A 21737-nucleotide genomic window follows, 5' to 3' on the forward strand; every position below is an offset into this window, starting at 1 on the left:
CCTATCGAAACCACCGGTCGCGGCAGAACCGGACGACGACCACCGTCACGGTGATTACCCCGGCGAGGACGATGGCGATGAGGAGCCACACCCAGATCTGCTGGATCAGCCAAACGGCCAGCCAGAGCAGGAACGCGGCGACCGCGACCATCGCGCAAGCTGACACGAAACGGCCGAGGATGGTCTTCTCGGATGAGGACATGCGGAACCTCCGAAGGGATGATTGAGAGCTGGATGAGGTCAGGCACGTTCGACCTCCGAGCGCGGATCGAGATCGCGAGGCGGCAGCGAGTCGCTCGGGACGGGGTACCCGGAAATCGTGATGTCGGACTCGACCTCGTTGCCCCAGATGTCCCATCCGTGCGTGGGCCGGCGGGCGAAGAGCTCCAGGTACGGGCCCGGGCTGAGGCGCGGGATCATCGCGCTGACGATCTCCTGCGGTTTCACGGAATGTGCCATTCGGGGCAGCATCGTGAAGGAACGCTGCCCGCGGAACTTCACGGGGAGCTTCCCCTTCACGCCGAGCAGGAGTGTTTCGTGGGCGTGGCGGAAGTACTGGCCGAGGCCCATCTGGTCTTTGCCCCAGACGAACTCGTCCTTGAACTCGAACCCCCACGCACGCATGACGTCTTCGGCGACGTAGCGGGTGGCCGGGTAGCACCAGAGGTAGAGGTGGGCGTTGTCGTCTGCGAGGTCGCCGACGGGCATCGCTTTGATGCGCTCGAGGCTCATTAGGTCGTAGTGGTGCTCGGCGCCGTATTTCCCCTGCTGGCCCGTCGGCCACGGCGGGTCGGCCAGAATCGTGCGGTAGCGGTGAAGGCAGCCGGGCGGAGAGCCCTCGCTGTCCTCGGGTGCGTCGGCGGTGACGCTGATGGTGTTGGTGGTGTGCATGGAACCCTCCTTCCTGCAGCGGTCTTGTTCGTTCGCCGGACGCTCGACTGGCGGCCCGGCGGCTGCCCCATCACGTATGAGGCATGAGAGCGGAATCGCCAAGTGTCCGATCGGGACGACTTGGGGTCGAAGAAGCCCGGGGCGGTGCGTCGGAGGAACGTCCTGACGTCACCGCCCCAGGCGCGGGGTGGGATTAGTCCTTGGGGATCTCGCCGCGGGCGAGGAAGGACTCCCGGATGAGGGCCTTACGAGCCTCGTGAGCACTGCCGTTCAACTGCTCGGACAGGCTCAGAATGGTGGCGCGCAGCTCGGCTTGGGTGCGGTCGAGCTCCGCCTCGATGGCAGCACGCTTCCGCTCCCGTCGGTCGAGGAAGTACCTCACGAGCCACTCGCCTCCCGTGGTAAGGACGGAGATGATCCAGCCGGCGAGCACGAACGGCAGCGCGAGCAGTCCGAGGACGACCATTTCACGACCACCGCCGGATCGCTGCGGAGGCGCCGAGGGTGTAGCTGTCGACGATCTCGCGGTAGCGGGCCTCGCCGAGAGGCGCAACCGTGATCAGGTGCTGCTCGAGTGCGGTCAACGCACCGACGTGCTCGAGCGCGGTGTGCGTCAAGAACGCCCGCCCGTCCTCGGTCAGCTTCGCGATGATCGCGCGGGACTGCACCTGCTCAACCTCCCGCCGCGTCTGACGCTCCACGCCGGTGCTCAGCTGCACCGCCCCGGACGAACCGAAAGCGCTACCGAGGGATCGCATGATGTCTGACATAGTGTTTCCTTTCTTAGAGGGGCGGATCTCCTCCTGTGCGGTGGAGTTGGCCCGAGGTAGTTAGTTCTGGTAGGGCTCGAAGAAGGCCGCGATCACCTCCTCGGGGGTTCCGTATCTGCGGAGGATGGCGATGATGGCCTGGCGTTCCTCGTCAGGTTCCGGTCCGGTCCGGCGCATCTTTGTCTCCTGTCGGGGATTTGGGTGAACTTTGTGCGTACCACCAGCGTCTGCAGCGGACCCGCGCATGGGGACGTGAAACCCGCTTCAGACCCGTGCGGTACCGTCAGGCATGGAACGTGATCACGGAGCGGACACGGTCAGGCTTCTATCGCTCGATCTCGCCAAGGTCCGGACCCGGGGTGTGCGCAAAATCGACGGAGAAGGGCGAGTTCCGCCGGTAAGTGTTCCTGCGCTCGAGGAGTACTTGTCCGTCTCTCCGTGGGGCGGCGGGGAGTTGAGGCGTGCAGAGGCCTTACGTCGGATGCTGCTCGCCACACTGGCGTTCGTCGATGATGATCTACCGGGCGAGCATCGAAGGATGCGGTTACGCCTAAACATCCTGTTTGGTCTCGATGACGCATACCGCCTTTACCAGGCTGGTGCACTGTTCCAGAAGGCGACCGACGACATTCCGCGACTGAGGCGGCAGCCGCACGAAAACTCGAGCATGTGGGAAGGTCGCGAACGACCGTGGCGGCGAAGGGCAATAAGTGCCTTCGCGGAGGCATTGGTGCTTGCGGCCGAGCGTGACTGGGTGTTGCCGAGTCCCGAACCGAAGATCGATCGTGTGTTCGATCTCGATCCTGCCACCAGGGTGCTCGTCGGACGCGATGAGGAGGTGCGTCAGCTCGAAGGCTCGACGCGGCGAGTTCTCCTGATCACCGGCCCGCCTGGGGTTGGGAAAACTGCCCTAGCTCGGACCTTGGCTAATCAAATGGCTGCGAGGTTTGGTGACGGTTGCTTGCAGATTGACTTTCACGCGTATAGCGCCAGCCCTGAGATCTCCGTTGCGGACGGTTTGCGTAGTCTACTTCAGAGGCTTGGCCATCGTGAGGAAGATTTGCCCTATGACGAAGTTCTTCTCACGAGCATGTTTCGCTCAATCGCTGAGGCTCAAGAAATCCTGATATTTGCCGACAACGTTAAGGACAGCCGAACGGTCCTCGCGTTAGCTGGCGGGCGCCGATCAATAGTGATCGTCACGAGTCGTTCAGAGCTTCCCGCCCTTTATGGCGAGATCGATGTCGAGCACGTTGCTTTGGATATCCTGGACCTCGACGAGTGTCTCGATCTGTTTCGAATCTACCTCGAAGAACGTGTTGATCGCGAAGAGGAATACGCCGTCGAACTAGCGAAGATGTGCGGCAGATTGCCCCTTGCACTGACTATCGTTGCCGCATCAACATCAAGGCGAAAGAGGGTTCGGTTATCCACCGTGGTAAACGAGTTACGTGCCTCGCGTGCCGGCGTGCTCGACCTCTCTTTACCCGAGTCCGAGGTGACGATCGCGGCAGTGCTGGGTTGGTCATTGCGGCGATTATCCTTCGATCAAGTACGCCTTCTCGCGAGCCTAGCGATGGCCAAAATGTACCTTATCGAAATTGATGCGGCTTTAGCTCTCCACTTGGGATCGCGGCATGACTTGGACACCTTGGCCGAAGATAAGTTGCTTACCCTTAATGGTGAAACCGAGATCATCGACATAGCCGACCTTACCCTCAACTTCCTCGACGTCTTCCCGGCACTCGAACATGTGCGGGGGCGTTTTGGCGAGCGCAATGAACTGCGCGTGATCGTGAGCGACGTTCGGATCCAAGCTCATGAGGCGCTGAAGTTGATCGATTCCCGCCAAAGAGCCGTGGGGCATTCGCTAGTTTCCGAACCGTGGAAGTTCACGCAAAAGCTGCCGGACCAATTCGAGCGGCACCGTCAAGAGATGACTATCTACAACTTGAGGCACTTCGGACATGTGCAGCAGCGTTGGGGTGGATACGAGGATGCATTTGGCGATCTCCTTCAATCAGCCAACATCGCACGCCGAAGCGGCGCCTTCGACCACTCCGTAGCCGCAATCCGGGATCTGTATGCACTGATTGGCCGGTGGGAGGCCACATCGGAATCTGAACTGCCGGTAATAGGAGGGGTAGACGATCTCGTCGCTCTAGTGTGGGACAGTGTTTGCATGGGTGCAGCTCGCACAGGGTGGCGCCTGAGGTTTGCCCCTTTGATTTCGGACCTTACAGATCTTTCGCGCTCGCGCGAACTCCAACTCGAACGGGACCCCGAGTATTGGGAACAGAACTTCTACGGAAGTGATTCCACCTCGGATTTTCTCGAGATTGTGGCATCGTTTGGCGAGACGGCCCGCCGCAGCTCGGTCGCCGAAGTATCAACTACATGGCTCGAACGAAGAGACTCTCTCCGAGATGCGGAGCGCGAACTTCGATCACACTTTGAAGCCGGTTCTTTCTCGCTATCGCAAGTGGAAGCCTTCCGCGTCGAGGTCGTCGCGCAGGCGCAATCAGTGCCGACAATTGAAGTCTTGTGGAGCGTGGAGCCAACGCTAATTTGGAGCGCCATCAGGTGTCGCGAACTTGGGTCTTTGGAAGTTTCTCACGATCTACTAAGGCTGGCGCACGAGATTTACGTCTCACGCCGCACGTTTATCGGCCATGAGGATGCGGTGCTGGACGTCCTCCAAGAGAGAGCGAGACTTATCTAGAGTGAACGTGACGCTACGTGTTCAAAGAAGGTCTGCCAAGCGATGACGCGTTGCGGTGGAATCTCACGACCGCGTATTGTGACGTCTTCAATTCTTCCTTCGATGTCGCTCGCGGCTTCCATTGCCAACCAGTCGCCGCGTTCATTGAGCTGGCGCCATAGGTCGCTAGCGCCCTGTAAGTCAATCTCGGCTACATACATGGTGAGAACCCCGCCCAGTATGGCAAGGTCTTCGTTTTCCGAGGCGATTAGTAGGGCACTCATGCGCTCAGCGATAGCCGGGCTTTTGGTCAGGGCCTCATGTATTTCTTTAAGACTGAGGAGTGAGAGAAACGCATCCTGGCCGGGGATTGCTTTTAAAATGTCACTTTGCGCGAATATGTCGACCAGCCGTTCGGCGGTTTTCGCTTCGATTCCTGCGGGAGTGTATTCATATTCGCTATTCACTTATATTCTTAGCTTAGCAGGCCTGCTGGTAATTGCAACGCGGTGTGTACCTGGTTAGCAAAGTCGGCGAGAACTTCATTCTGCTACTTTCGTGCAAGATTGGCCGCCCTCGTGAACCGAACGGGATGTGTCGAGTTGCGGGTCAGGCTGATGTTGGACGTCTCCGGCGACGCCTGCGGGCTGGCGTCGCCCCGACGAGCGGTCGGCCCTCAGCCCCGAGTTCGCGTAGACGCGGTCGACCCTCGCGTGGCTCGACATCTTTATGAGCCCAGCGTCGACGCAAGTCGATGACCGGAAGTGAGGCTGGTACTGAGTCGGCTCCGCGGAGCAAGAAGATCGGTAGTGAGCTGTCGAGATTGAGGGTGACGGCTTCACCAGAGCTGTCCTCTGACTTTCCCGTCATCAGCGCGAGACCGGATGCTTCAAGGCGCACGCTGAGACGCACGTACCAGGGTCCCCACGTCAAAGCGAGGTCGTGCTCCCTGCCGACGTTGGTCGTGGTGGGCTTGAGGGCGAGCCATACGATGCCGTCATAGAGGGCGGGCCAGCGAGGCGAGTGCTGAAGGCGGGCGACCCCGTGTTGCTCGTTCCACGGATCCCACGTCGCTCCATAGAGCGACCTCACTGCCAACGACACCCACCCGTTTGCTCGATACAGCTCGTCGAGGTGGTCCGCGTACGGGAGTTTGGGGCGGGATAGCCCAGCTTCGTATCGCTGGAGCTGTGACCTCGAGATGACGACACCTCCTGGAGCCGCTGTTTGCTCGGTTTCCATTGCCCGGAGGCTGGTCTTTCGAAGTTGGCGCAAACCCACGCCGAATTCCGCCCACGTCTTCGGGATTGATGCCAACGGGTTCGTGTCACTGCTCACGGTGTCTCACCTTGTCCCAGCCCGGCTTTCGATCCCGATTGTCTCTCAGGATTGCGGAACGCAGGCACCCTGCCCGCGCTTCCGCCCCATCGGGTGGACCGTACTCGGAAGGAGCATCATGACCAACACATCAGGGCCGGCGGTATCTCTGGCTCCGATCTCAGACGCAGGCGCCTTTGTCGGCATGGCCGCCGAGATGATCCCGACCATTCACGAGTGGGCGATCAGCTTCCTGACCCGCCCGCACGAGATGCTGGGACGCGCGGGTGCCGTGTGCCCGTTCACCAAGCCTTCACTCGACCGCCAGATGTTCTGGGCGGGCGTTGATGACGCGCACTACACGACGCCCGACCAGCTCGTGGGCCTCATGGAGGGGATGGCGGACCAGTTCATCGAACTGCCGGGCGAAGCGGGTAAGGACGCGATCTTCAAGGTCGCTCTCGTCGTCCTGCCGAACGTCACGGACTACGCACTCATCGACAGGGCTCACGCCAGCCTGAAGGATCGGTTCGTCTCGCAGGGATTGATGATCGGTCAGTTCTACCCTGGATGCACCGTCGGTGGTCTATGGAACCCCGAGTTCAAACCACTCGACGCCCCGCTGCCGATGCTGGTCATTCGCCACATGGTCGTGACTGACTTTCCATTCCTTGTCGGCTCGCGCGAATGGATGGACATCTTTCTGCGAAAGTTCGCGCCATCCATTCCTTCGCCGGTGCGCGCGGCGATGGTGCAGCACCTGGCTACTGCCGCATGAATTTGATAAACTAAGGGAAGATGACAAAGAAGATGAATCAGCTTCACCCTCGCGTGGCACGGTCAATCGCTGGTGTTTCTGACGTGGTTATTCATGATCATGCCGCACTCGGCCAGGCAATCCGATCACCTCAAGATTTTTCAGATGCTATCGGTGTCCCGCTCGATCGGATCACAAAGTCGCTGTTTCTTCGAAGCAAAACGGGCGCAGGGCACGCAGTCGTCGTACTCGGGATGAACCACAAGCTGGATTTCGCTGCTGCCAGCGAAGCTGCCGGGGTCGGGCGACTCGAGGTCGGCAAGCCCGAGGAACTCGCCGAAGTTCTCGGCTATCCGCGCAATGGTGTCTCCCCGCTCGGCATCCCGGGCGAAGTTCCCGTCCTCATCGACGCCGAACTACACAACTTCCCGACGATCTTGATCGGCGGTGGGGCAACTGGCATCGAGATCGAGATCGCGCCCGACACGCTCGCGCATCTAACGGGTGCCGTCGTCGTGAGCCTCAGCGCGCTGCCCTAAGCCGCTCACCCGCCCACGAGAACCGCAACGTCATACATCTCGACCGCGCGCGAGGACTTTCGGTAGACCTGACCGTTGCCGGACTGGACTCACAGTTCGGCGGGGCTGACCTGTGCGATCTACCGGCTGGCCCTTCGTTCGATGGGACCGCCATGTCGTTAAAAAACTCTTCCGCCGCTGGCTATGCATGCCCTTTGTGGTGCGCCGCCGATCATGAGGGTCAGGAACACCCCACCGACCGCTATCACGCAACTCCTCACGTTCTCGTGCCCGTTCTCGTGCCCGTTGTCGTTCCGGATCGAAGTCCGAGAGTGGGCAAGGCGGAACGCGCCGGTGAGAGCGTGGAGGCAACCGAGTTCTCGGTGCAGGCATCGCAGCGGGTCTTGGGCGACAGCACAATCTGGGTAACCATCGCCGGCGAGAAGCAGTACATCGACGTCACGGTCGAAAGTGCCGCTCGACTTCACGATGCGTTGTCCCAGCTCTTGGATCGGCTGCGGCGCCCCTAGCCGGAGCGACCTCCGTCAACCCTCCGAAACTTCGCGCAGGAGTTCCAGCGGATCGAGTTCAAGATCTGCTGCCAGGCGTTCGAGTGATCTCAGGCTGAGGTTTCGGAGACCCTGCTCCATCCCGCCGATGTAGGTGCGGTGGTAGCCGAGCCGCTCCGCTAACTGCTCCTGACTGAGCCCGAGCGCATGGCGGTGTGCTCGTAGGTTCTGCCCGAGTCGGCGCTGAAGCTCTCCTTCCACCCCTCAACGGCATCACTTGGCTACTTATCGGTCTACAGACTTATAAGTCGCTTACTGGTGCAGTATGTGCTACTTATGAGTAGCGTTCACGCCTTCCTGCCCGAAATCCTGCCCGTGAGGACCCTCGCCATGCTCCGACTCACTCACCGTCCACGATCGACCGGCCGCTTTCGCGCACGCCTGGCGATCCTCGCCGCCGCGTCGCTCGCCGTGCTGGGTGCGTTCGCTGGAGTGTCCGCAGCATCTGCTGCTGACACGGAACCGCCCACGACGGTGTCGATCAGCGAGGTGAACTGCTCGGGCTCGACGTACACGGTCAACGTCGATGTGCACGACACCAGCGGCTCGTTCGGGTCAGCGAAGGTGACAGTCAACACGGTGGAGGTCAACTCTGCGCCCTACGACAGCGACGATCGCTACCACTACACCGTCGTCTTGCCCGGACCGGGGCAGTACCTCGTCGCGGTCTTCCTCGGCGGCGGATACTTCGCGGGGCAAGAGCACTACACCGTGCCCGAAGACTGCACCGGCCCCACTCCAACGCCGAATCCCACTTCAACTGGGTTCATCAGTCCGACGGGAAGCTTCGGTGACGCCTACTGCACCGACGACGGCGGAGCCGCGGCCGACGTCACCATCTCGACGAGCCCCGCAACCCGCGATGTCCCCACGTACGTCGTCGTCCAGAACGGGAGCAACACCGAGTCCTTCGACGGAGTGACCGGCAGTGACGGCACCTACACCAGCTCGGTTCCCATTCCGAAAGACGGGGTGACCAACGTCACTGCGGGGATCAAGACGGCCAGTGGCGAATCGGTCTACGCGGGGGACCGCGACTACACCTTCCCGGAAAACTGCGCCACGCCGACGCCTACCCCGACACCAACAACCACCTCGAGGCCGGAACCCACCTCGTCACCGACTCCGACGGACACGCCTTCTCCGTCCCCGACTGAGTCCTCGTCGCTGAGCCTGTCGCTCTCGACCAACACGGTGTCGCGAGGCAACCAGGTCACGGTGACGGCGAGCGGTTTCGCTCCCGGAGAGACAGTGGAGATTTGGCTTCACTCCACGCCGATCAAGCTCGTGACGGGCACCGCTGACGAAAATGGCGCGGTCCGCCAGACCGTCACCATTCCGTCTGGCGCGGACATCGGCGCGCACAAGATCGAGGCTCGCGGGGCGACGAGCGGTTCTGTCTACGCCTCCCTCACTGTCACTGACGGCTTGGCCGTGACGGGCTTCGACAGCACCAGCATCGGGGCGGTCGGGATCGGGGCAAGTGTGCTGCTCGTCGGAGGCATCGCCTTCCTGCTGGTGGCGCGCCGGCGGCAAGCAGCATGACCCGGTCAAGCCGTCGTCTCCCACAAGTCCGGGCATTGGCGCTGGTGGCGGTCAGCACATTGCTGCTGGCGGGTTGCGCGGCCCAGGGGCACGGTGCCCCGCCGACGGTCAGTGCAGAGTGCCAGGCGCACATCGACCTGACGGCGAAAGTGCAGGCCCAGTACAACAACACGGTAAAGGCCATGTCCTACAAGGATCTGCCCATCTCGGACCCCATCTTTAATGACCAGACCTGCGTCGCTGCCTATACCGATGACAAGACTGGCGACACCCTCGCCTACGGCGTCGCCATCCCCGAGAGTGTCATCTACTACACGGACGCAGTCGCCGAGATGGATGGCAAGGTCGGAAACGAACTGTCGCACGGCCAGAACTGCGAAGCGACGGTCTTCTGTGGCAAAGATTTCATCCTCACTGTGGCACGGTCCGAAGAGCCGGGTTTCGAGACGCAACTCGTCTTCCAGCTCCAAGGCGGCCGTCGCTGATCATCAGGCTCAGAGGGATATATCCACGCGACACCCATGCAATCAGGCGCTGAGCAGACCATGATCCGTAGAGTAGGCAGTATGGCTACGCGACAGATCTCCCAGGTAATTGACGACCTCGATGGCACCACCCTCGATGAGGGAGAAGGAAAGCAGATCAGCTTCTCTATCGAAGGACGCTCCTACGAAATCGATCTGTCTGCGAAGAACGCGGACAAGTTCTACTCCGCCCTCGCTCCCTACGTTGATGCTGCTCGTCCGATCGGCTCCCCCTCGCGTTCCGGAAGCCCTCGCCGCAGCCGATCAACCAGCCCCGCAGACCTGAACGCCATCCGAGAGTGGGCTCGGGCCAACGGTCACACCGTGAGCGACCGAGGTCGGATCCCGGCGAGCATCGTGGATGCCTACAAGGCGGCGAACGGCTAAGGAAGACGCCGCCTTCAGAGGAGGTCGTACGGCGTCTCGCCTTCGGTAGTCACGTCGAACTCTGGTCGCCACGTCTCTGCGGTGCGGTCGGCCGTCTCGGTAGCTATAACGACGGTCTCGACCGCGATGACGACGGGCGTCGTGGCGGTGATGAGGAAGCTCAGACGCTGCCCAGCGTCGAGCGACACCTCGACGAAATCGCCGCCGGTGCGGACCGCGTGGAGGACGGCACTCTTCAGGTCGCCCGCGTCCTCCAGCGGTGAGAGATGGTGGGTGACACCAGCGACGGTGAGATGCACGCGCTCAATCGTCTGCTGCATGAGGCGACCGTACCCTTGCAACATCCTCCTCGGGGCCGGATCTCGCGTTCCGGCCGTCGGGCGCTGCGTTCCTTCATACGAGTGGTCGTTTCGCGCATGCTCAGGCCAGGCCGCTTGGAGCCCTACAATCACGACATGGGCAGGCTGAACTACGACGCGAGTGCGGCTTTCGACATCGATGACCGCCTTCTCGCGCACCTGCGAATCGTCGCGATGAACAAGCTTCGCCGGGGTGAGAGCTTCATGCTCCAGCTCCCCGGAGCCAACGGCGGGCACCTCTCCATCCTGATCAGCCCTTCGATGCCGCTCGTGCTGCACTTCTATGGCAGCCGACAGCCACAGCTTGACGTTGAACTGCTTAACGACATGATGCGCGCCGCGAACGGGCCCGACGGCCTTACCCTCGCAGCCGCCAGAGTCTGATCACGCTCGTAAGGTGCTGTCCGCCCAACTCAGATCACGCCGAGCGCATGGAGGTACTGCGCCGTGCGCTCATGTTCCTCGGCGCTCACCGGCACCCCGTTGGCGCGCTGAACACTTTCGAGCAGCATCAGCGTCTCTCCGGTCATGCCGAATCGATGCTCGGTGAGCGCGACAACCACGAGGCCCACTCCCGGGACGTTGTAGCGCGTCATGGCCGGAAGCGTAGGCGGCCCGCGAACGGCGAGCAACGCCGCCGTAACGCGGCCTATGCATCTGGCACGTCAAGATCCACAAAGACCGACTTGAGTAGAGCAAGTTCGACGGGCCTCTAGGAGAAGCCGTCGGCCGCAGGGGCATTGGGGGCAGTCTGCGGCCGACGGCGAGCGGGAGATGACGTCACCGCTCAGAGGAACTGTTTCGGGGTGACGGCGCTGATTTGCCCCCGCCCGCCGCGAACAACTCATCGGCTCCCAGCAAACCTGGGCCGTCGTCGGTCGTTACGAACCATCGGGAGCTCAACCCGGTCGTGTGGACACCTGATCTGAGCGGCGAGAGTCGTTTGTGAAGGAGTCATCATGCCTGTAGCACCCCCCGGCATCGCAGTCGTTTGGGTAGCGATGTAGAGACGAGTCCTCGGTCGCTCTCGCCAGGATGACCGAACGGTCTCCCGTTGGATTGCCGCACGGCCGAGATGACCCCTTCGGCTGCCCCGGAAGACACCACCAGGCCTGGATTGCACAACCCGTCGTCTGCGAAAGATGCGCCTCGCAGCGCAGGAACCGCTCCCGCCGTTACTCTCGTCAGGTCAGAAAGAGGGAGGCTGAGTGGTAGCTTCGCGGAGGATCGCGACCGGCGTTGCAGTGCTGCTTCTGACAGGAGCGACGAGCAGTACCACGCCTGCTACCGACAACAGGGCTGCGGTCCAGATCCCATTGCCCGGGATCCCGTCGGCGCTGCCCCATTCGATCCAGAAGGACCCGGGATCGAGGAGCGGGCAGGCGAGCACGGCGGCCAGTCCCGCTATCAGGCCGTAGGGAATGCGAGGCACTGCTCGAAAGAGAACGAGAGCGATCACAAACGCGGTCAGAACAGCCCACAGCTCGACGATTGGCGCTGACGCATACGATGACATCGCCTCAGCGCAGGCCCCGTTCATGTTCGTCCAGTCGGCACCGACGCACGGCGCCCAATAGGTGGCTGAGCGCCACGTCACCCACAGCGAGGCCGTTACGAGCAGTACCGCACAGACGACGAGAAGGAACCGACGAATACGTGCGCGTTGCCCCATGCTCGTGATGCTAGAGGATTCGAGCATGGGGCAACCAGTCCTTCTCGCGAGTTGATCGGTCAGCAGGAGCGCAGGGCGCGGACGTTCGCACCGAGATTGTTTACCTTGTACCAGACGCCGTAGGTGCGAGTGTTTCTGTAGTCGAGGGTGGTGCCCAGACCCGGCCCCACCTTCATGTAGAGGCAGGAGCTCGGCGGGACATAGACGGCATCCCAGTCGTAGAAACGACCGTTGGAGTCCTTGAAGATGTTTGAGTTGCGGTTGCCCGGCAAGGTGGCGGTAACGCCGCTGATCGTGCCGACGTCGGCGCTGTACGTCGGGTGGAAGTTCGTTGCGATGCGAACGTCGACGCCGGAGGTGTTGTAGATGACCCCGCAGTCGATTGCGTTGCTCTGCGTGCATCGCGCATCCGTCGCCTCCGCCGGTGCTGCGCCCAAGACCCCCACCGATGCAGCCACGGTGAGCGCAACAACGGTGGCAACCAGCCGGCCGCGTCGACGACGCGCGATCCCGAGCATTTCCTGTGCAGTCATGATCCCTATCTCCTGTCAGAACGCCGGGGCGGCGCTCACCACGAGCGAAACGCAGGAGCAAGCGGCAATCGAGCGCAATCAAGGCCTTGACGACGGCTGCGATCGTGTGCGGGGTGCCCTTGCGGGACAGGAGCAGGCGCTAGATGCTGGATATGCCGTGAGGCGACGTGCCGGAGTCGGAAGCTCAGGGGGGCATATGGATCGAGAGTTGTGGGGTATCTCAAGTCGGCTGTTTCGTGCCAGGGCGAAGGCAGGCCGCTCGCAGGAGCACGTGGCGCTCGAAGCAAACCTCGCCGTACGCACCTACCGTCGCCTCGAAACCGGGTTCGCGGGGTCCTCACTCGATTCACTGCTCCGGGCGATGACCGTCCTATCGGTGGACCGAATCGACATCCGACGCACACCGAACAGGGCGGACAATGAGACCCCGGGTGTAGCCGGTGAGTGTGCGGCATGCCATCTCCGCAGTCCAGGGCGCGACGCTGTTCACGAGGAGTGAGCTCGCGGGCATCTGTAACAACGGCCAGGAACTATCGCGGCGACTGCGAAGCTAGAGCTCCTGGTCTCCAGGACTGCTTCTTTCGCCTAGCCTGAATACCGCCCCGGTGCCGGCGAACGTACCGCAGAGAAGTGTGGGACCGTCGTGGCGCAACTCGCCTAGCACCTAACGATCTGCCATGCTAAGCAGACGCCACGACGCCCGTACCTGCGAACCGTGCGCCTGGCGAGGGTAATTTCTGGGGGCGACATGGGAATGCGTGAAATTGTCGAAGAATCCGCGCGGCCAATTTTCGTGCGAATCGAAGAAGAGATTCATCGGCAGGGAGCTGTTCGGTTCCTTGGCACTGTAATCGTCGTGAGCCTAGGCCTGTTCGCCGCAATCTCTCCCTTCGGTGTGACTCCGGCATTAGTGAGCGTCGGGTGTTTTCTTGTAGTGGTTCTCTTGATCGTTGCAATTAGCGCGTCCTCCGGCACACGCCAACTCAGAGAACGCGAGCAAGACCTAGTGCGCGAGCTTGCGAAATTTGGAGAGGTGCTTGAGCGCCTGCAGCTCAGCACCGCTCTTATTTTCAAGGAGCAGAACGATGTGATCACTATTGCCAAGAACGGCGATCTTCGTTATGCACGCGTCGTTCGCCTTGGCGCTTCATCTGCCGAAATTCCCCATTACGTCCGATCAGGATTCAGCGCTCAGACCATCATGACCGAGCACTCCCAGCGCAGAGTGAAGATCGTCGCCTACCATCTCTCGGGTTCGACAGAGGGCGTCCGGATCATGCTGACGACATCATGGACTAAATCGACCGATGGTGATCCTATGCTCGTCGCTCATGCATACATCGGCGAGGAGGTGCGGGATGACGACGAAGTCAAGTTTGAGCTCACATGGCCGCGTGCGTGTCGTGATCTCAGGGAAAAGAAGCGCTCCGAGCCGTTTACAATGCGATTCAAGAATCGTGCCTATCCTCTAAAGTATTCTGTGACGCTTGAAGACCAGGCCGTCGCACCGGTGGTCAACGCAATCGGCCCAGCGGCGGTGAACAGTAGACGAGATGGCAACAACTGGGTCTGTGAGTACCTTCACGCCGGCGCGAACGTCGGAGACCGTGTCGGATTCGTCCTGGATCTGCGGTAACGGAGAAGGGGCCGAGGATATCCTCGGCCCCTTCTAAGAATTGTTTGACGGTTAGTTGCCGCCGGATTCAGAGTCCCCCATGCACATACTTGTCCTTTCGCGCCAGCCATGCTGACTGAAGAAGATTATGATACACCCGGGCAGGAGAGTCAATCACCACCGCGCGTGTCGCAGGTGTTCGGATCGTTCGTGTCTGAGCCGTGGGGCACAGTCCGAACATTATCCCCAACAGGATAGACGCAAGCGGCTCACGCACGCCGCACGAATACAACTTTCGTGGGCGCACCATTGAGCGCTTCGATCCGCGCAGCTCCGATCGGACGGTTGGCGGGGCTCGCGTTCCGTCGTTCACTAGAACTACCGGGTGCTGCAGTTCAGCCCTGGCGCCCGCCCCAAATCCTCGTTGCCGGCATGCGGTCTCGTAGAGAACCACGTGAGTTCTCGGCCGCACCCGTCAAGGAGGTGACCCGCCCACATGAGCGAGTCCAACGTCAACACCCCGCCCGCCTCGGCTGCGTCCGCCAATGGACTTGGCTACGGCCCGATCAAGCCCCTCGCGGTCAGACTCAACGAGTCCACCCGCACCCAGCTGGACATCATCGCCCAGCTCAACGACCGGACCGTCACCGACGAAGTCCGCCTCGCCATCGAAGCCTGGATCGACAAAACCAAAGCCGACCCAGCCATCCAACGCCGCGCGAAAGACGTCCGCGACGAAATCGAACGCGAAGCAGCAGGCAAACGCGACGCCATCGCCGCCATCTTCGATGCCGCACCAGCAGCGAAGACCCCGCGCACGTCGACGAAGCCCCAGGCCACCTGACGGCCCCACCCGCACGGCGGCCGGCTTGAGCGACGTCCCATTCGGACGCTTGCTCGCCGGCCGCCCCGCCTCACCCTCGCCCCACGCGATGAACGCCCCCTCGTTTGTGCTCTGCGATTCCACGAGAACCATCCCGGTTCCCGGTCGCACACACAAAGGAGGAACACCACCATGGTGCAGGGCATCATCATCCCGGCAGACAACACCGCACCCCTCAGGGCCAGCGCGTTGGATTCGCTCGCGGACTACCAGCGGGCCGTCGGCGGCTGGTTCGAAGCGGTCGACATCCCGGACCTCGGCGTCACGATGTACGTCAATGAGGAGGGGCTCATCCGTGACTTGCCCTACAACCGTCGCGTTACGTTCCTGTGGCGGTTCCATGTTCCGCAGGCTCGCGACGCCCGGCTCGTCGGCGACGTCGCGGTCGTCGGACTCACCGACAGCCACGGCGAGACTACGGAGCTGCCGAACGAACTTCGGGAGCGACTGCTTGAGCCCGGGGTTTATCGAGTCCGGAGCCGCGAACGTGGCAAGGACCAGTGGCACGAGGAGCCGATCGATCGAAACGACTACGTCGAGACGGTCATCTGGGCGGCGCTGTTGCTAGAGATGTCGCCTGCGCTCGAGGTTCGGATCGAGAGCGTTGAAGACTTAGGCGAGGCTAGCGAATAAACTTGACGGAAGCGGTGATCATCGACCGGTGATCACCGCTTTCTCACATTGACCGCTCAGTGCTGGACGTTGGCGGAGCTGTCCTTGGCCACGAATCTTCCAGACTCGACATCCTCGTCTTTCTAGTGGTCTGCCGCTTGATCGAGCACGAAGTCGACGTCCGCAGTACTTGACGTGGCAAGGAACGAGACCACGAGTGCGAGCGTGTCCTCGTCGAGTGCGGGCGCCGGGGTGCGCAGCGCTAGGTGGATGGCCTCGCGTACATCAGCGGGCAGGGCTTCATCGGATACGTTGACGTCCCGGAGCAGTCGCTTCTGCTGTTCAGCGTGTCGCTCGGCCGCTAGGGCTGACAGGAGACGAGCGCGATACTCCTCGCCGCTCATTTCCGGGTTGTCTCGCGGTTCGGTCTCATCGCCGCCGTGTAGCTCCTCCGATTGGTCGTTCTCTGCATCGCTCGTGGCTTCAGCGACATCAGCGAAGGGTCTGGGGCCGGCGTCGCTGTGCGTGGTGGCTTTGTGCATAGACCAGGAAACCAGGTCGCGGACCTTGTCGACGGCCACGTCTACTCCCCAGTCCACAACGCGCCGGATGTACGGGTCAAGTGAGCGGAGCGCAATGTCAACAAGGTGGAACCGAGCGAGGTCACCTAGCGATGGCGCTGTCGAGGCGATCGGCGAGTGATCGCGAACGATATCCTCGATGTTCGCGGGGCGCGATTCCGTGGGGCCGCGAAGTTCACGTGACTCCTCTTCGTACAGGAGGTCACGCTCGTACCCAGGTGTGTGACGTGAGTTCGGTCGTTGCGTACCAGGGCGTCTCCGGACCCAACGCAGCTCTTCATCCTTGCTCATTCGGTTCTCTCCTCAGGGGCGAGACTAGGCCCAGTCCATCATCGCTATTGGCAACTCTTCCGATCTGCTCGCTCGCTCAATGTTCGACTTGGGCGAAGCTTGAGGCAGCCCGCAAAACGGACGACGCCAGCTCGGTCATGTCGAGAATCGAACTTGCCACGACTGCGAGAAGCTTCGGGCGATCGACGTCATCTACCTCGAATCCGCAACCAGCAGATTCAACGAGAGGTTGCAAGGCATCTGTTTGCGGACGATTCGCAGCGAACACGACGGTCGGGTAATCGGCCCGGGGCTGGTGCCCCTTATGGTGGCTGCGGCAGCTCGCCGCGGTGACGATTCCGACCGCGTTCATCGCGTAGACCAACCCTGCCACCCCGACTTCGAGACCATTGAGTCCGTACCAGGCATCTTCCTGATCGAAGAAGTCCGGAGCCTCGTCGCTCGGTATGTCTGGCGTCTCCCATTCGATTGCGTCCGCGAGATCGTCGAACTCCCGCGGAGTCGATGAGTTGGCATCCAAGTACGCAATCGCCTGTCGCTCCGCGTCGATCACCGCGCGGGCCTCTTTCAGGTTTGTGACGATGCGCTCTGTGTCGTGGAAGTCACCGATGCCGCCGCTCTCTTCTAGCTCTTCAGGCGCCGGAACCCAAAACGATGCGGTGAGCGGGACTGTCGGGTCGACGTCGACGTCGTAACGAGGAATCATGTGTCGAAGCATGCCGCAGCCCGGACATCATCGCAGCAGCGGATGACATGGTTGCGGCCTCTCAGCGAGGCGACGGGGCAACTGTCGCCTCCTCGAGAAGACGTCGAGCCTCCTCGTGTCGCGTGATTGGTGAGTTGTCTAGAACGTGGCGGACCATATGGCCGAAGAAGCGCCTAGCAGAAAGCTCCTCGGGCACGGCGTCCAGGTCGAGCTCCACTGGCGGACTGGTCTGCAGTTGATCAAGGAGGTGTCCCAGCGCTTGGTCGCTCGTGGGTAGCGGTTCGACCTCGGTGGGTGGGAGAAGCTCAACTTCTGTAGCCTCCTGAAGTGCCTCCGGCTCGTCATCGCCGCCAGGTTCCGACGTCTCTGGGTCGCCTACGCCCGTTGACCCGTAGCGGGGCACAATCAGAGCGACCGCGTCGTACGCGTCGTCCTCACGGCCGAGCTTGGCAAGGAGGTCGAGGATCCACGCAGCTGCGCGCGGCGCTTCATCGAATGCATTGCTCCTCAACGAGAAGACAAAGCCAAGCGCGGCGCGGGGGTGTCGGCTCCGCAGATTCTTCGCGTCGCCGTAGCTCTCCTCCATCCGGTTTGGTGCATTGTTGGTGTACGAATCGTCCATCCGCTTAGTCGAGATGAGCAGTTCGGGGCCGGTGTCCCAGTCGGACATCACCACGTCGACTTGCTTCATGTAATTCTTGCCGAGTACCTTCGCGCTCGCAGCCACCGTGCCACCAAAGGTATTCCCGGACGCCAGAAGTTGGCGCAGCCGGGCGGCGTCGGCCTTCCCCATGTTTTGAAGTAGGCCGGCGATGGGTCCAGGGAGGATGCGCGGGACGTCGTCGCGAGGCCACACGGCATCCGGCTCGAAACCAGCGCGACGCAGCTCGTAGGCAACCCAGACGTCAAGCGCCAGCGCGGGAAGGCCGGTGGTCGATGACGATCCAAGGAACGCTGGGACCCGCAGGAGCATCTTCAGCGTGTCGTAGTCGGGTTCGTAGACTGGACTATGAGGGTGATGGTGCCAGGGCGTCACGCCGCGGAGCGGGGCTGTCCGGACGACCCGATCGAACAGTGCCCAGCCGTCGGACTTGACCGATTTCTTGTGTCCTGCCACGCTCACCTCGGTTCACCACGAACTCACAGGCTATCGCGCCAAACCTGCCCTTATCCTTGCTCGCCTCGAGTAAAGTCGTCTCGACATGTCGAGCCCCGTCCCCACCCTCAAGCAGCCAGACCAGGGGCCCGTGGATCAGAGCCCTTCGTCTCCGCTGAAATTTGTGAGCCTCTTCAGCGGCATCGCTGGACTCGATACGGGTCTCACCGCAGCAGGGGCTCAAGCGGTTGAGCTTTGCGAGTACTGGGATCCCGCCCGCCGAGTGCTTCAAGCCAGGCTGCCAGACCTACCGCTAGCGAGGGATGTGCGCGAGTTCATGCCCACGGTGAACCATGACCTGATCGCCGCGGGATTCCCTTGTGTTGACCTGTCTCACGCAGGCAAACAAGCCGGTATCTTCGGCGAGCAGTCAGGTCTTGTGACTGAGGTCTTCCGCATCGCCGCGGCTACCGGACCCGAGTGGCTGGTGTTGGAGAACGTTCCGAACCTGTTGAGGCTGGGGCGAGGCGCTGGCATCAAGTTCATCATCGAACAAGTCGAGGCGCTCGGTTATCACTGGGCGTATCGTGTGCTGGACTCCAGGGCTTTTGGGGTTGCCCAGCGTCGCAATCGCGTGATCTTCCTTGCTTCCCGGACGCCAGGCGCAGCGGCCTCGGCCCTGTTGGCGGAGGATGCCGGCCTGGAAGGCGAGTTCCAGGACGCCGGTGCCGCCTCGGCATCAGGGTTCTACTGGACGGAAGGCCGCCGAGGCGTTGGCCTCGTTCGTGGAGCGCTTCCTACTCTCAAGGGAGGATCAACCGTAGGAGCTCCCTCCGCTCCGGCGGTCTGGCGTCCGAACGCGCCGGTCGGGCAGCGGATTGTCCTTCCTTCGATCGAAGACGCGGAGGAGTTGCAAGGTTTCGATCGCGGCTGGAGCGAGGCCGCAGATGTACCGGGGGAGCCGAGCGCTCGCTGGAAGCTGATCGGCAACGCCGTCACGGTCGGATTAGGCCGCTGGGTTGGCGAGCGTCTGTTGGCTACGGCTCAGGGAACCACTGGGGACACGCCCGCTGGTACCACCCGAGACGAGCGACGCCCGTGGCCTGACGCTGCTTTTGGCGGCCCGTCCGTGACGGTGCATTCCGTCGCTGCATCCCGATGGCCGGTAGCCATCGCTGCAAGGCCTCTTGACGAGGTCCTCAACCATGAGTCCCTGCGGCCACTGTCGCACCGTGCCACGAAGGGGTTCCTCTCCCGAATCGAGGAATCGGGTATCAAGCTTGACGACGATCTTCTCGGCGACCTTGAGACCCACATGTCATACATGCGGTCCAGCGTCGAGAAGGCCGATTCATGGGCGTCAACAGAATCCGTTCGTCGTCGGATGCAGGCGACCAAACAACGGAACACCACCCCTGAGATGAGATTGCGGCGCGCCCTCAGCGACCGAGGCCTACGCTACCGGCTGCAGGTTCGTCCGGAACCGGATCTGCGGTGGCGGTCTGACATCGTATTCATTGGGCCGAAGGTGGTTGTCGACGTTCGCGGCTGTTTTTGGCATGTCTGCCCCATCCATCAGACGCACCCGAAGGCCAACGCCGACCGATGGGCGGAGAAGCTGCGCGGAAATCAGGAGCGAGATCTTCGTATGGAGGCCGACCTCACGGACCGAGGCTGGATGGTTGTCACGGTGTGGGAGCATGAGGACGCGATCGAAGCCGCGTCACGTGTAGCTGCGGTAGTAGGAATGCGGCGCGCAGACCATCGACTCGACAAGAAGGCTCGGGTCAGTGGCTAGGCCCCGGGCCGAACGCGGTGCGGGCGTCGTGTACACGAAAGACTGGGTCGTCGACCTGATGCTCGATCTGGTCGGCTACGACGAGAAGGCAGACCTAGGGGCCGACACAATCGTCGAGCCGGGGTGTGGAGACGGCGCCTTCCTCCGTCGGATAGTCCCTCGCCTGGTTCGCTCCGCGGAGACATACGGGCGTCCTATTCGAGATCTCTCGGCGGCTATCCGTGCGTTTGAGCTCGACACACGTGTCGCCAGCATCGCTCGGGAATCCGTTGTCGAGACGCTAGTAGCTCATGGCGTGAGCGACAAGGATTCTGCGCGCCTCGCGGACAGCTGGGTGGTCGAGGGTGACTTCCTACTCGGTGACGTCGGAGATCAAGTGCAGTGGGTCGTCGGGAATCCTCCATACGTCCGTGTCGAGGAGACCTCCGCCGACGAGTACACAAAGTACCGAGCCAAGTGGAAGACAATGACAGGTAGAGCTGATGTATACATTGGCTTCTACGAAGCGGGTCTCTCGCTCCTTAAGTCGGGCGGTCAGTTGTGCTTCATCTGCGCCGACCGGTGGATGCACAACCAGTACGGGGCGGGGCTACGGAAGCACATCATTGACGGATTCGCGCTTCGAGCGTTGATTGAAGTTCACGACGTCGACGTCTTCGACGTGCCCGTTGCTGCCTACCCTGCCGTCACGTTAATTCAGCGCGCCGAGCACTCCAGTACTTCTTTAGCAACCGCAAACTCCCAGTTCGACGACGCGGGAGGTCAGAGGCTTCTCCGATGGCTTAAATCCCATGACCGTTCGGACTGCGCGGACGAGTCATTCAGCGCCTCGCTGCTGAGCGGACAGTTCAAATCCGATACGAGTTGGCCATCGGGACCTCCCGAGCGACTTAGGCTTATCGCGGACCTGGAGCATCGCCTGCCTTCGCTGTCAGAGGTGGGGATCTCTGTGCGTGTGGGGCTGGCAACCGGAGCCGACCGAGTGTACGTCGTCGATGACACGGGCGAAATCGAGCCGCAGTTCTTGAAGATGGCCGTTGGTCCGGCCGACCTCAAGGATGGCGGAATTCTCTGGTCAGGTCGTTACCTCGTGAGTCCATGGGATGGAGATTCCCTCGTGACTCTCGGACAGTTCCCCGGACTGCGAGACTACTTTGAAAAGCATCGCGAAGCACTGAAAGCCCGGTACGTAGCTAAGAAGAGTCCAGATGCGTGGTGGCGCACGATCGATCGGCCGCCGGCCGATGGATACATGCAACCCAAGCTCCTTGTGGCCGATATCAACGACCGAATCGAGCCCGTGCTCGATGAAAGTGGCCACTGGCCTCTGCACAGCGCCTACTACATCACCAGCACAGATTGGGACCTTGAGTCCTTAGGCGGCTACCTAATTTCAGATATTGCGGGTGCGTTCGTTGAGGCATACTCGGTCAAGATGGCTAATGGACACCTCAGGGTAAGCGGCCAGTATCTCAAGAAGATACGTATTCCATCATTCTCAGACTTGCTTCCCGAGCAAGCTGAAGGCCTCAAATCTGCCTTTCGCAACCGCGACAGAGCGCTCGCGTCAACGGTTGTTCAAGGTATTGTTGGGCGCGAATCGATGAATTGA

The 21737-nt window shown here is 61.7% G+C and carries 26 protein-coding genes; 13 read left to right on the top strand and 13 right to left on the bottom strand.

Translation table 11 applies throughout. From position 1 onward, the window contains the following. Position 1: 1 nt before the first annotated feature. The 4 genes from AVW09_RS00670 to AVW09_RS00685 all read right to left on the bottom strand — a co-directional run bounded on the left by AVW09_RS00670 (position 2) and on the right by AVW09_RS00685 (position 1649). Positions 2-202, bottom strand: a complete 201-nt coding sequence (locus tag AVW09_RS00670; RefSeq protein WP_063256166.1) for a hypothetical protein — start codon at positions 200-202, stop codon at positions 2-4. 38 nt (positions 203-240) lie between these two features. Further along, a complete protein-coding gene (locus AVW09_RS00675) occupies positions 241-891 on the bottom strand; it encodes an MT-A70 family methyltransferase (protein WP_082822732.1) in 651 nt (216 codons plus the stop codon). A 193-nt stretch (positions 892-1084) separates the two neighbouring features. Further along, positions 1085-1357 carry a hypothetical protein gene (locus tag AVW09_RS00680; RefSeq protein WP_063256167.1) on the bottom strand — a complete coding sequence of 91 codons (273 nt, stop codon included), beginning with the start codon at positions 1355-1357 and terminating at the stop codon, positions 1085-1087. A 1-nt stretch (position 1358) separates the two neighbouring features. Beyond that, positions 1359-1649 (bottom strand): hypothetical protein, encoded by a 291-nt coding sequence (locus AVW09_RS00685; protein WP_156495899.1) that lies wholly within the window; start codon positions 1647-1649, stop codon positions 1359-1361. A 493-nt stretch (positions 1650-2142) separates the two neighbouring features. Here AVW09_RS00685 and AVW09_RS17075 point away from each other — a divergent pair, with 493 nt between their 5' ends. Continuing rightward, entirely contained in the window at positions 2143-4383 is a 2241-nt protein-coding gene (locus AVW09_RS17075; RefSeq protein ID WP_197462528.1) for an NB-ARC domain-containing protein, read from the top strand. On the opposite strand, the gene AVW09_RS17440 is transcribed toward AVW09_RS17075, so the two are convergent. Next, positions 4380-4829 (bottom strand): hypothetical protein, encoded by a 450-nt coding sequence (locus tag AVW09_RS17440; RefSeq protein WP_156495900.1) that lies wholly within the window; start codon positions 4827-4829, stop codon positions 4380-4382. The two genes, AVW09_RS17075 and AVW09_RS17440, sit on opposite strands and share 4 nt — an antisense overlap. Positions 4830-5818: 989 nt before the next feature. Here AVW09_RS17440 and AVW09_RS00695 point away from each other — a divergent pair. From AVW09_RS00695 to AVW09_RS18405, 3 genes are all read left to right on the top strand, one after another. Next, complete coding sequence (locus tag AVW09_RS00695) at positions 5819-6457, top strand: DUF6875 domain-containing protein (protein ID WP_156495901.1); 639 nt, start codon at positions 5819-5821, stop codon at positions 6455-6457. 20 nt (positions 6458-6477) lie between these two features. Then, positions 6478-6975, top strand: coding sequence for an aminoacyl-tRNA deacylase (locus tag AVW09_RS17080; protein WP_082822734.1), 498 nt, complete (start codon positions 6478-6480; stop codon positions 6973-6975). Positions 6976-7127: 152 nt separating this feature from the next. After that, positions 7128-7484 carry a DUF6907 domain-containing protein gene (locus AVW09_RS18405; RefSeq protein ID WP_442922726.1) on the top strand — a complete coding sequence of 119 codons (357 nt, stop codon included), beginning with the start codon at positions 7128-7130 and terminating at the stop codon, positions 7482-7484. Positions 7485-7499: 15 nt separating this feature from the next. Here the strand turns inward: AVW09_RS18405 and AVW09_RS17085 are convergent, their stop codons facing one another. Continuing rightward, complete coding sequence (locus tag AVW09_RS17085) at positions 7500-7724, bottom strand: helix-turn-helix domain-containing protein (protein WP_082822735.1); 225 nt, start codon at positions 7722-7724, stop codon at positions 7500-7502. Between the two features lie 129 nt (positions 7725-7853). On the opposite strand from AVW09_RS17085, the gene AVW09_RS00710 reads away from it, so the two are divergent. From AVW09_RS00710 to AVW09_RS17090, 3 genes are all read left to right on the top strand, one after another. After that, complete coding sequence (locus tag AVW09_RS00710; protein WP_063256177.1) at positions 7854-9068, top strand: LPXTG cell wall anchor domain-containing protein; 1215 nt, start codon at positions 7854-7856, stop codon at positions 9066-9068. A gap of 44 nt (positions 9069-9112) precedes the next feature. Continuing rightward, entirely contained in the window at positions 9113-9553 is a 441-nt protein-coding gene (locus AVW09_RS00715) for a hypothetical protein (RefSeq protein ID WP_156495902.1), read from the top strand. Between the two features lie 81 nt (positions 9554-9634). Then, positions 9635-9979 carry a histone-like nucleoid-structuring protein Lsr2 gene (locus tag AVW09_RS17090; protein ID WP_082822736.1) on the top strand — a complete coding sequence of 115 codons (345 nt, stop codon included), beginning with the start codon at positions 9635-9637 and terminating at the stop codon, positions 9977-9979. Positions 9980-9993: 14 nt separating this feature from the next. Here the strand turns inward: AVW09_RS17090 and AVW09_RS00720 are convergent, their stop codons facing one another. Next, positions 9994-10299, bottom strand: a complete 306-nt coding sequence (locus tag AVW09_RS00720) for a hypothetical protein (protein ID WP_156495903.1) — start codon at positions 10297-10299, stop codon at positions 9994-9996. A 135-nt stretch (positions 10300-10434) separates the two neighbouring features. Here AVW09_RS00720 and AVW09_RS00725 point away from each other — a divergent pair, with 135 nt between their 5' ends. After that, positions 10435-10722 carry a DUF7882 family protein gene (locus AVW09_RS00725; RefSeq protein WP_063256206.1) on the top strand — a complete coding sequence of 96 codons (288 nt, stop codon included), beginning with the start codon at positions 10435-10437 and terminating at the stop codon, positions 10720-10722. Positions 10723-10751: 29 nt separating this feature from the next. Here the strand turns inward: AVW09_RS00725 and AVW09_RS00730 are convergent, their stop codons facing one another. The 3 genes from AVW09_RS00730 to AVW09_RS00735 form a co-directional block, all read right to left on the bottom strand. Further along, the gene (locus AVW09_RS00730) at positions 10752-10934 is read right to left on the bottom strand and encodes a hypothetical protein (protein ID WP_063256180.1); all 183 of its coding nucleotides are present in this window, start codon (positions 10932-10934) and stop codon (positions 10752-10754) included. Positions 10935-11527: 593 nt separating this feature from the next. Beyond that, the gene (locus tag AVW09_RS17445) at positions 11528-12010 is read right to left on the bottom strand and encodes a hypothetical protein (RefSeq protein WP_156495904.1); all 483 of its coding nucleotides are present in this window, start codon (positions 12008-12010) and stop codon (positions 11528-11530) included. 59 nt (positions 12011-12069) lie between these two features. Then, on the bottom strand, positions 12070-12543 hold the full coding sequence (locus AVW09_RS00735; RefSeq protein WP_156495905.1) for a hypothetical protein: 474 nt from the start codon (positions 12541-12543) through the stop codon (positions 12070-12072). A gap of 748 nt (positions 12544-13291) precedes the next feature. Here AVW09_RS00735 and AVW09_RS17450 point away from each other — a divergent pair. The 3 genes from AVW09_RS17450 (at position 13292) to AVW09_RS00745 (ending at position 15674) form a co-directional block, all read left to right on the top strand. Next, positions 13292-14179, top strand: coding sequence for a hypothetical protein (locus AVW09_RS17450; RefSeq protein ID WP_156495906.1), 888 nt, complete (start codon positions 13292-13294; stop codon positions 14177-14179). A 475-nt stretch (positions 14180-14654) separates the two neighbouring features. Beyond that, the gene (locus AVW09_RS00740; protein ID WP_063256182.1) at positions 14655-15002 is read left to right on the top strand and encodes a hypothetical protein; all 348 of its coding nucleotides are present in this window, start codon (positions 14655-14657) and stop codon (positions 15000-15002) included. Positions 15003-15173: 171 nt separating this feature from the next. Beyond that, positions 15174-15674 (top strand): DUF3846 domain-containing protein, encoded by a 501-nt coding sequence (locus AVW09_RS00745; protein WP_063256183.1) that lies wholly within the window; start codon positions 15174-15176, stop codon positions 15672-15674. 122 nt (positions 15675-15796) lie between these two features. On the opposite strand, the gene AVW09_RS17455 is transcribed toward AVW09_RS00745, so the two are convergent. The 3 genes from AVW09_RS17455 to AVW09_RS00760 all read right to left on the bottom strand — a co-directional run bounded on the left by AVW09_RS17455 (position 15797) and on the right by AVW09_RS00760 (position 18348). Next, positions 15797-16525 (bottom strand): hypothetical protein, encoded by a 729-nt coding sequence (locus AVW09_RS17455; RefSeq protein WP_156495907.1) that lies wholly within the window; start codon positions 16523-16525, stop codon positions 15797-15799. Between the two features lie 76 nt (positions 16526-16601). Next, positions 16602-17231, bottom strand: coding sequence for a hypothetical protein (locus AVW09_RS00755; protein WP_063256185.1), 630 nt, complete (start codon positions 17229-17231; stop codon positions 16602-16604). Between the two features lie 61 nt (positions 17232-17292). After that, on the bottom strand, positions 17293-18348 hold the full coding sequence (locus AVW09_RS00760) for a hypothetical protein (protein WP_063256186.1): 1056 nt from the start codon (positions 18346-18348) through the stop codon (positions 17293-17295). A gap of 85 nt (positions 18349-18433) precedes the next feature. On the opposite strand from AVW09_RS00760, the gene vsr reads away from it, so the two are divergent. Next, on the top strand, positions 18434-20125 hold the full coding sequence (vsr, locus tag AVW09_RS17095) for a DNA mismatch endonuclease Vsr (RefSeq protein ID WP_082822737.1): 1692 nt from the start codon (positions 18434-18436) through the stop codon (positions 20123-20125). Beyond that, a complete protein-coding gene (locus tag AVW09_RS00765) occupies positions 20118-21737 on the top strand; it encodes an Eco57I restriction-modification methylase domain-containing protein (protein WP_156495908.1) in 1620 nt (539 codons plus the stop codon). The genes vsr and AVW09_RS00765 overlap by 8 nt, the downstream gene beginning before the upstream one ends.

Origin of the sequence: Microbacterium sp. T32 (assembly GCF_001619615.1) — a bacterium.
Taxonomy (GTDB): Bacteria; Actinomycetota; Actinomycetes; order Actinomycetales; family Microbacteriaceae; genus Microbacterium.

Coding starts and splice junctions, on each gene's coding strand:
- AVW09_RS00685 (WP_156495899.1), bottom strand. CDS start 1,649: ATGCGATCCCTCGGTAGCGCTTTCGGTTCGTCCGGGGCGGTGCAGCTG.
- AVW09_RS00755 (WP_063256185.1), bottom strand. CDS start 17,231: ATGATTCCTCGTTACGACGTCGACGTCGACCCGACAGTCCCGCTCACC.
- vsr (WP_082822737.1), top strand. CDS start 18,434: ATGTCGAGCCCCGTCCCCACCCTCAAGCAGCCAGACCAGGGGCCCGTG.
- AVW09_RS00710 (WP_063256177.1), top strand. CDS start 7,854: ATGCTCCGACTCACTCACCGTCCACGATCGACCGGCCGCTTTCGCGCA.
- AVW09_RS00695 (WP_156495901.1), top strand. CDS start 5,819: ATGACCAACACATCAGGGCCGGCGGTATCTCTGGCTCCGATCTCAGAC.
- AVW09_RS17075 (WP_197462528.1), top strand. CDS start 2,143: ATGCTGCTCGCCACACTGGCGTTCGTCGATGATGATCTACCGGGCGAG.
- AVW09_RS00720 (WP_156495903.1), bottom strand. CDS start 10,299: ATGCAGCAGACGATTGAGCGCGTGCATCTCACCGTCGCTGGTGTCACC.
- AVW09_RS17455 (WP_156495907.1), bottom strand. CDS start 16,525: ATGAGCAAGGATGAAGAGCTGCGTTGGGTCCGGAGACGCCCTGGTACG.
- AVW09_RS00745 (WP_063256183.1), top strand. CDS start 15,174: ATGGTGCAGGGCATCATCATCCCGGCAGACAACACCGCACCCCTCAGG.
- AVW09_RS00725 (WP_063256206.1), top strand. CDS start 10,435: ATGGGCAGGCTGAACTACGACGCGAGTGCGGCTTTCGACATCGATGAC.
- AVW09_RS00680 (WP_063256167.1), bottom strand. CDS start 1,357: ATGGTCGTCCTCGGACTGCTCGCGCTGCCGTTCGTGCTCGCCGGCTGG.
- AVW09_RS17080 (WP_082822734.1), top strand. CDS start 6,478: ATGACAAAGAAGATGAATCAGCTTCACCCTCGCGTGGCACGGTCAATC.
- AVW09_RS00740 (WP_063256182.1), top strand. CDS start 14,655: ATGAGCGAGTCCAACGTCAACACCCCGCCCGCCTCGGCTGCGTCCGCC.
- AVW09_RS17090 (WP_082822736.1), top strand. CDS start 9,635: ATGGCTACGCGACAGATCTCCCAGGTAATTGACGACCTCGATGGCACC.
- AVW09_RS00735 (WP_156495905.1), bottom strand. CDS start 12,543: ATGACTGCACAGGAAATGCTCGGGATCGCGCGTCGTCGACGCGGCCGG.
- AVW09_RS17450 (WP_156495906.1), top strand. CDS start 13,292: ATGGGAATGCGTGAAATTGTCGAAGAATCCGCGCGGCCAATTTTCGTG.
- AVW09_RS17445 (WP_156495904.1), bottom strand. CDS start 12,010: ATGGGGCAACGCGCACGTATTCGTCGGTTCCTTCTCGTCGTCTGTGCG.
- AVW09_RS18405 (WP_442922726.1), top strand. CDS start 7,128: ATGTCGTTAAAAAACTCTTCCGCCGCTGGCTATGCATGCCCTTTGTGG.
- AVW09_RS00730 (WP_063256180.1), bottom strand. CDS start 10,934: ATGACGCGCTACAACGTCCCGGGAGTGGGCCTCGTGGTTGTCGCGCTC.
- AVW09_RS00670 (WP_063256166.1), bottom strand. CDS start 202: ATGTCCTCATCCGAGAAGACCATCCTCGGCCGTTTCGTGTCAGCTTGC.
- AVW09_RS00675 (WP_082822732.1), bottom strand. CDS start 891: ATGCACACCACCAACACCATCAGCGTCACCGCCGACGCACCCGAGGAC.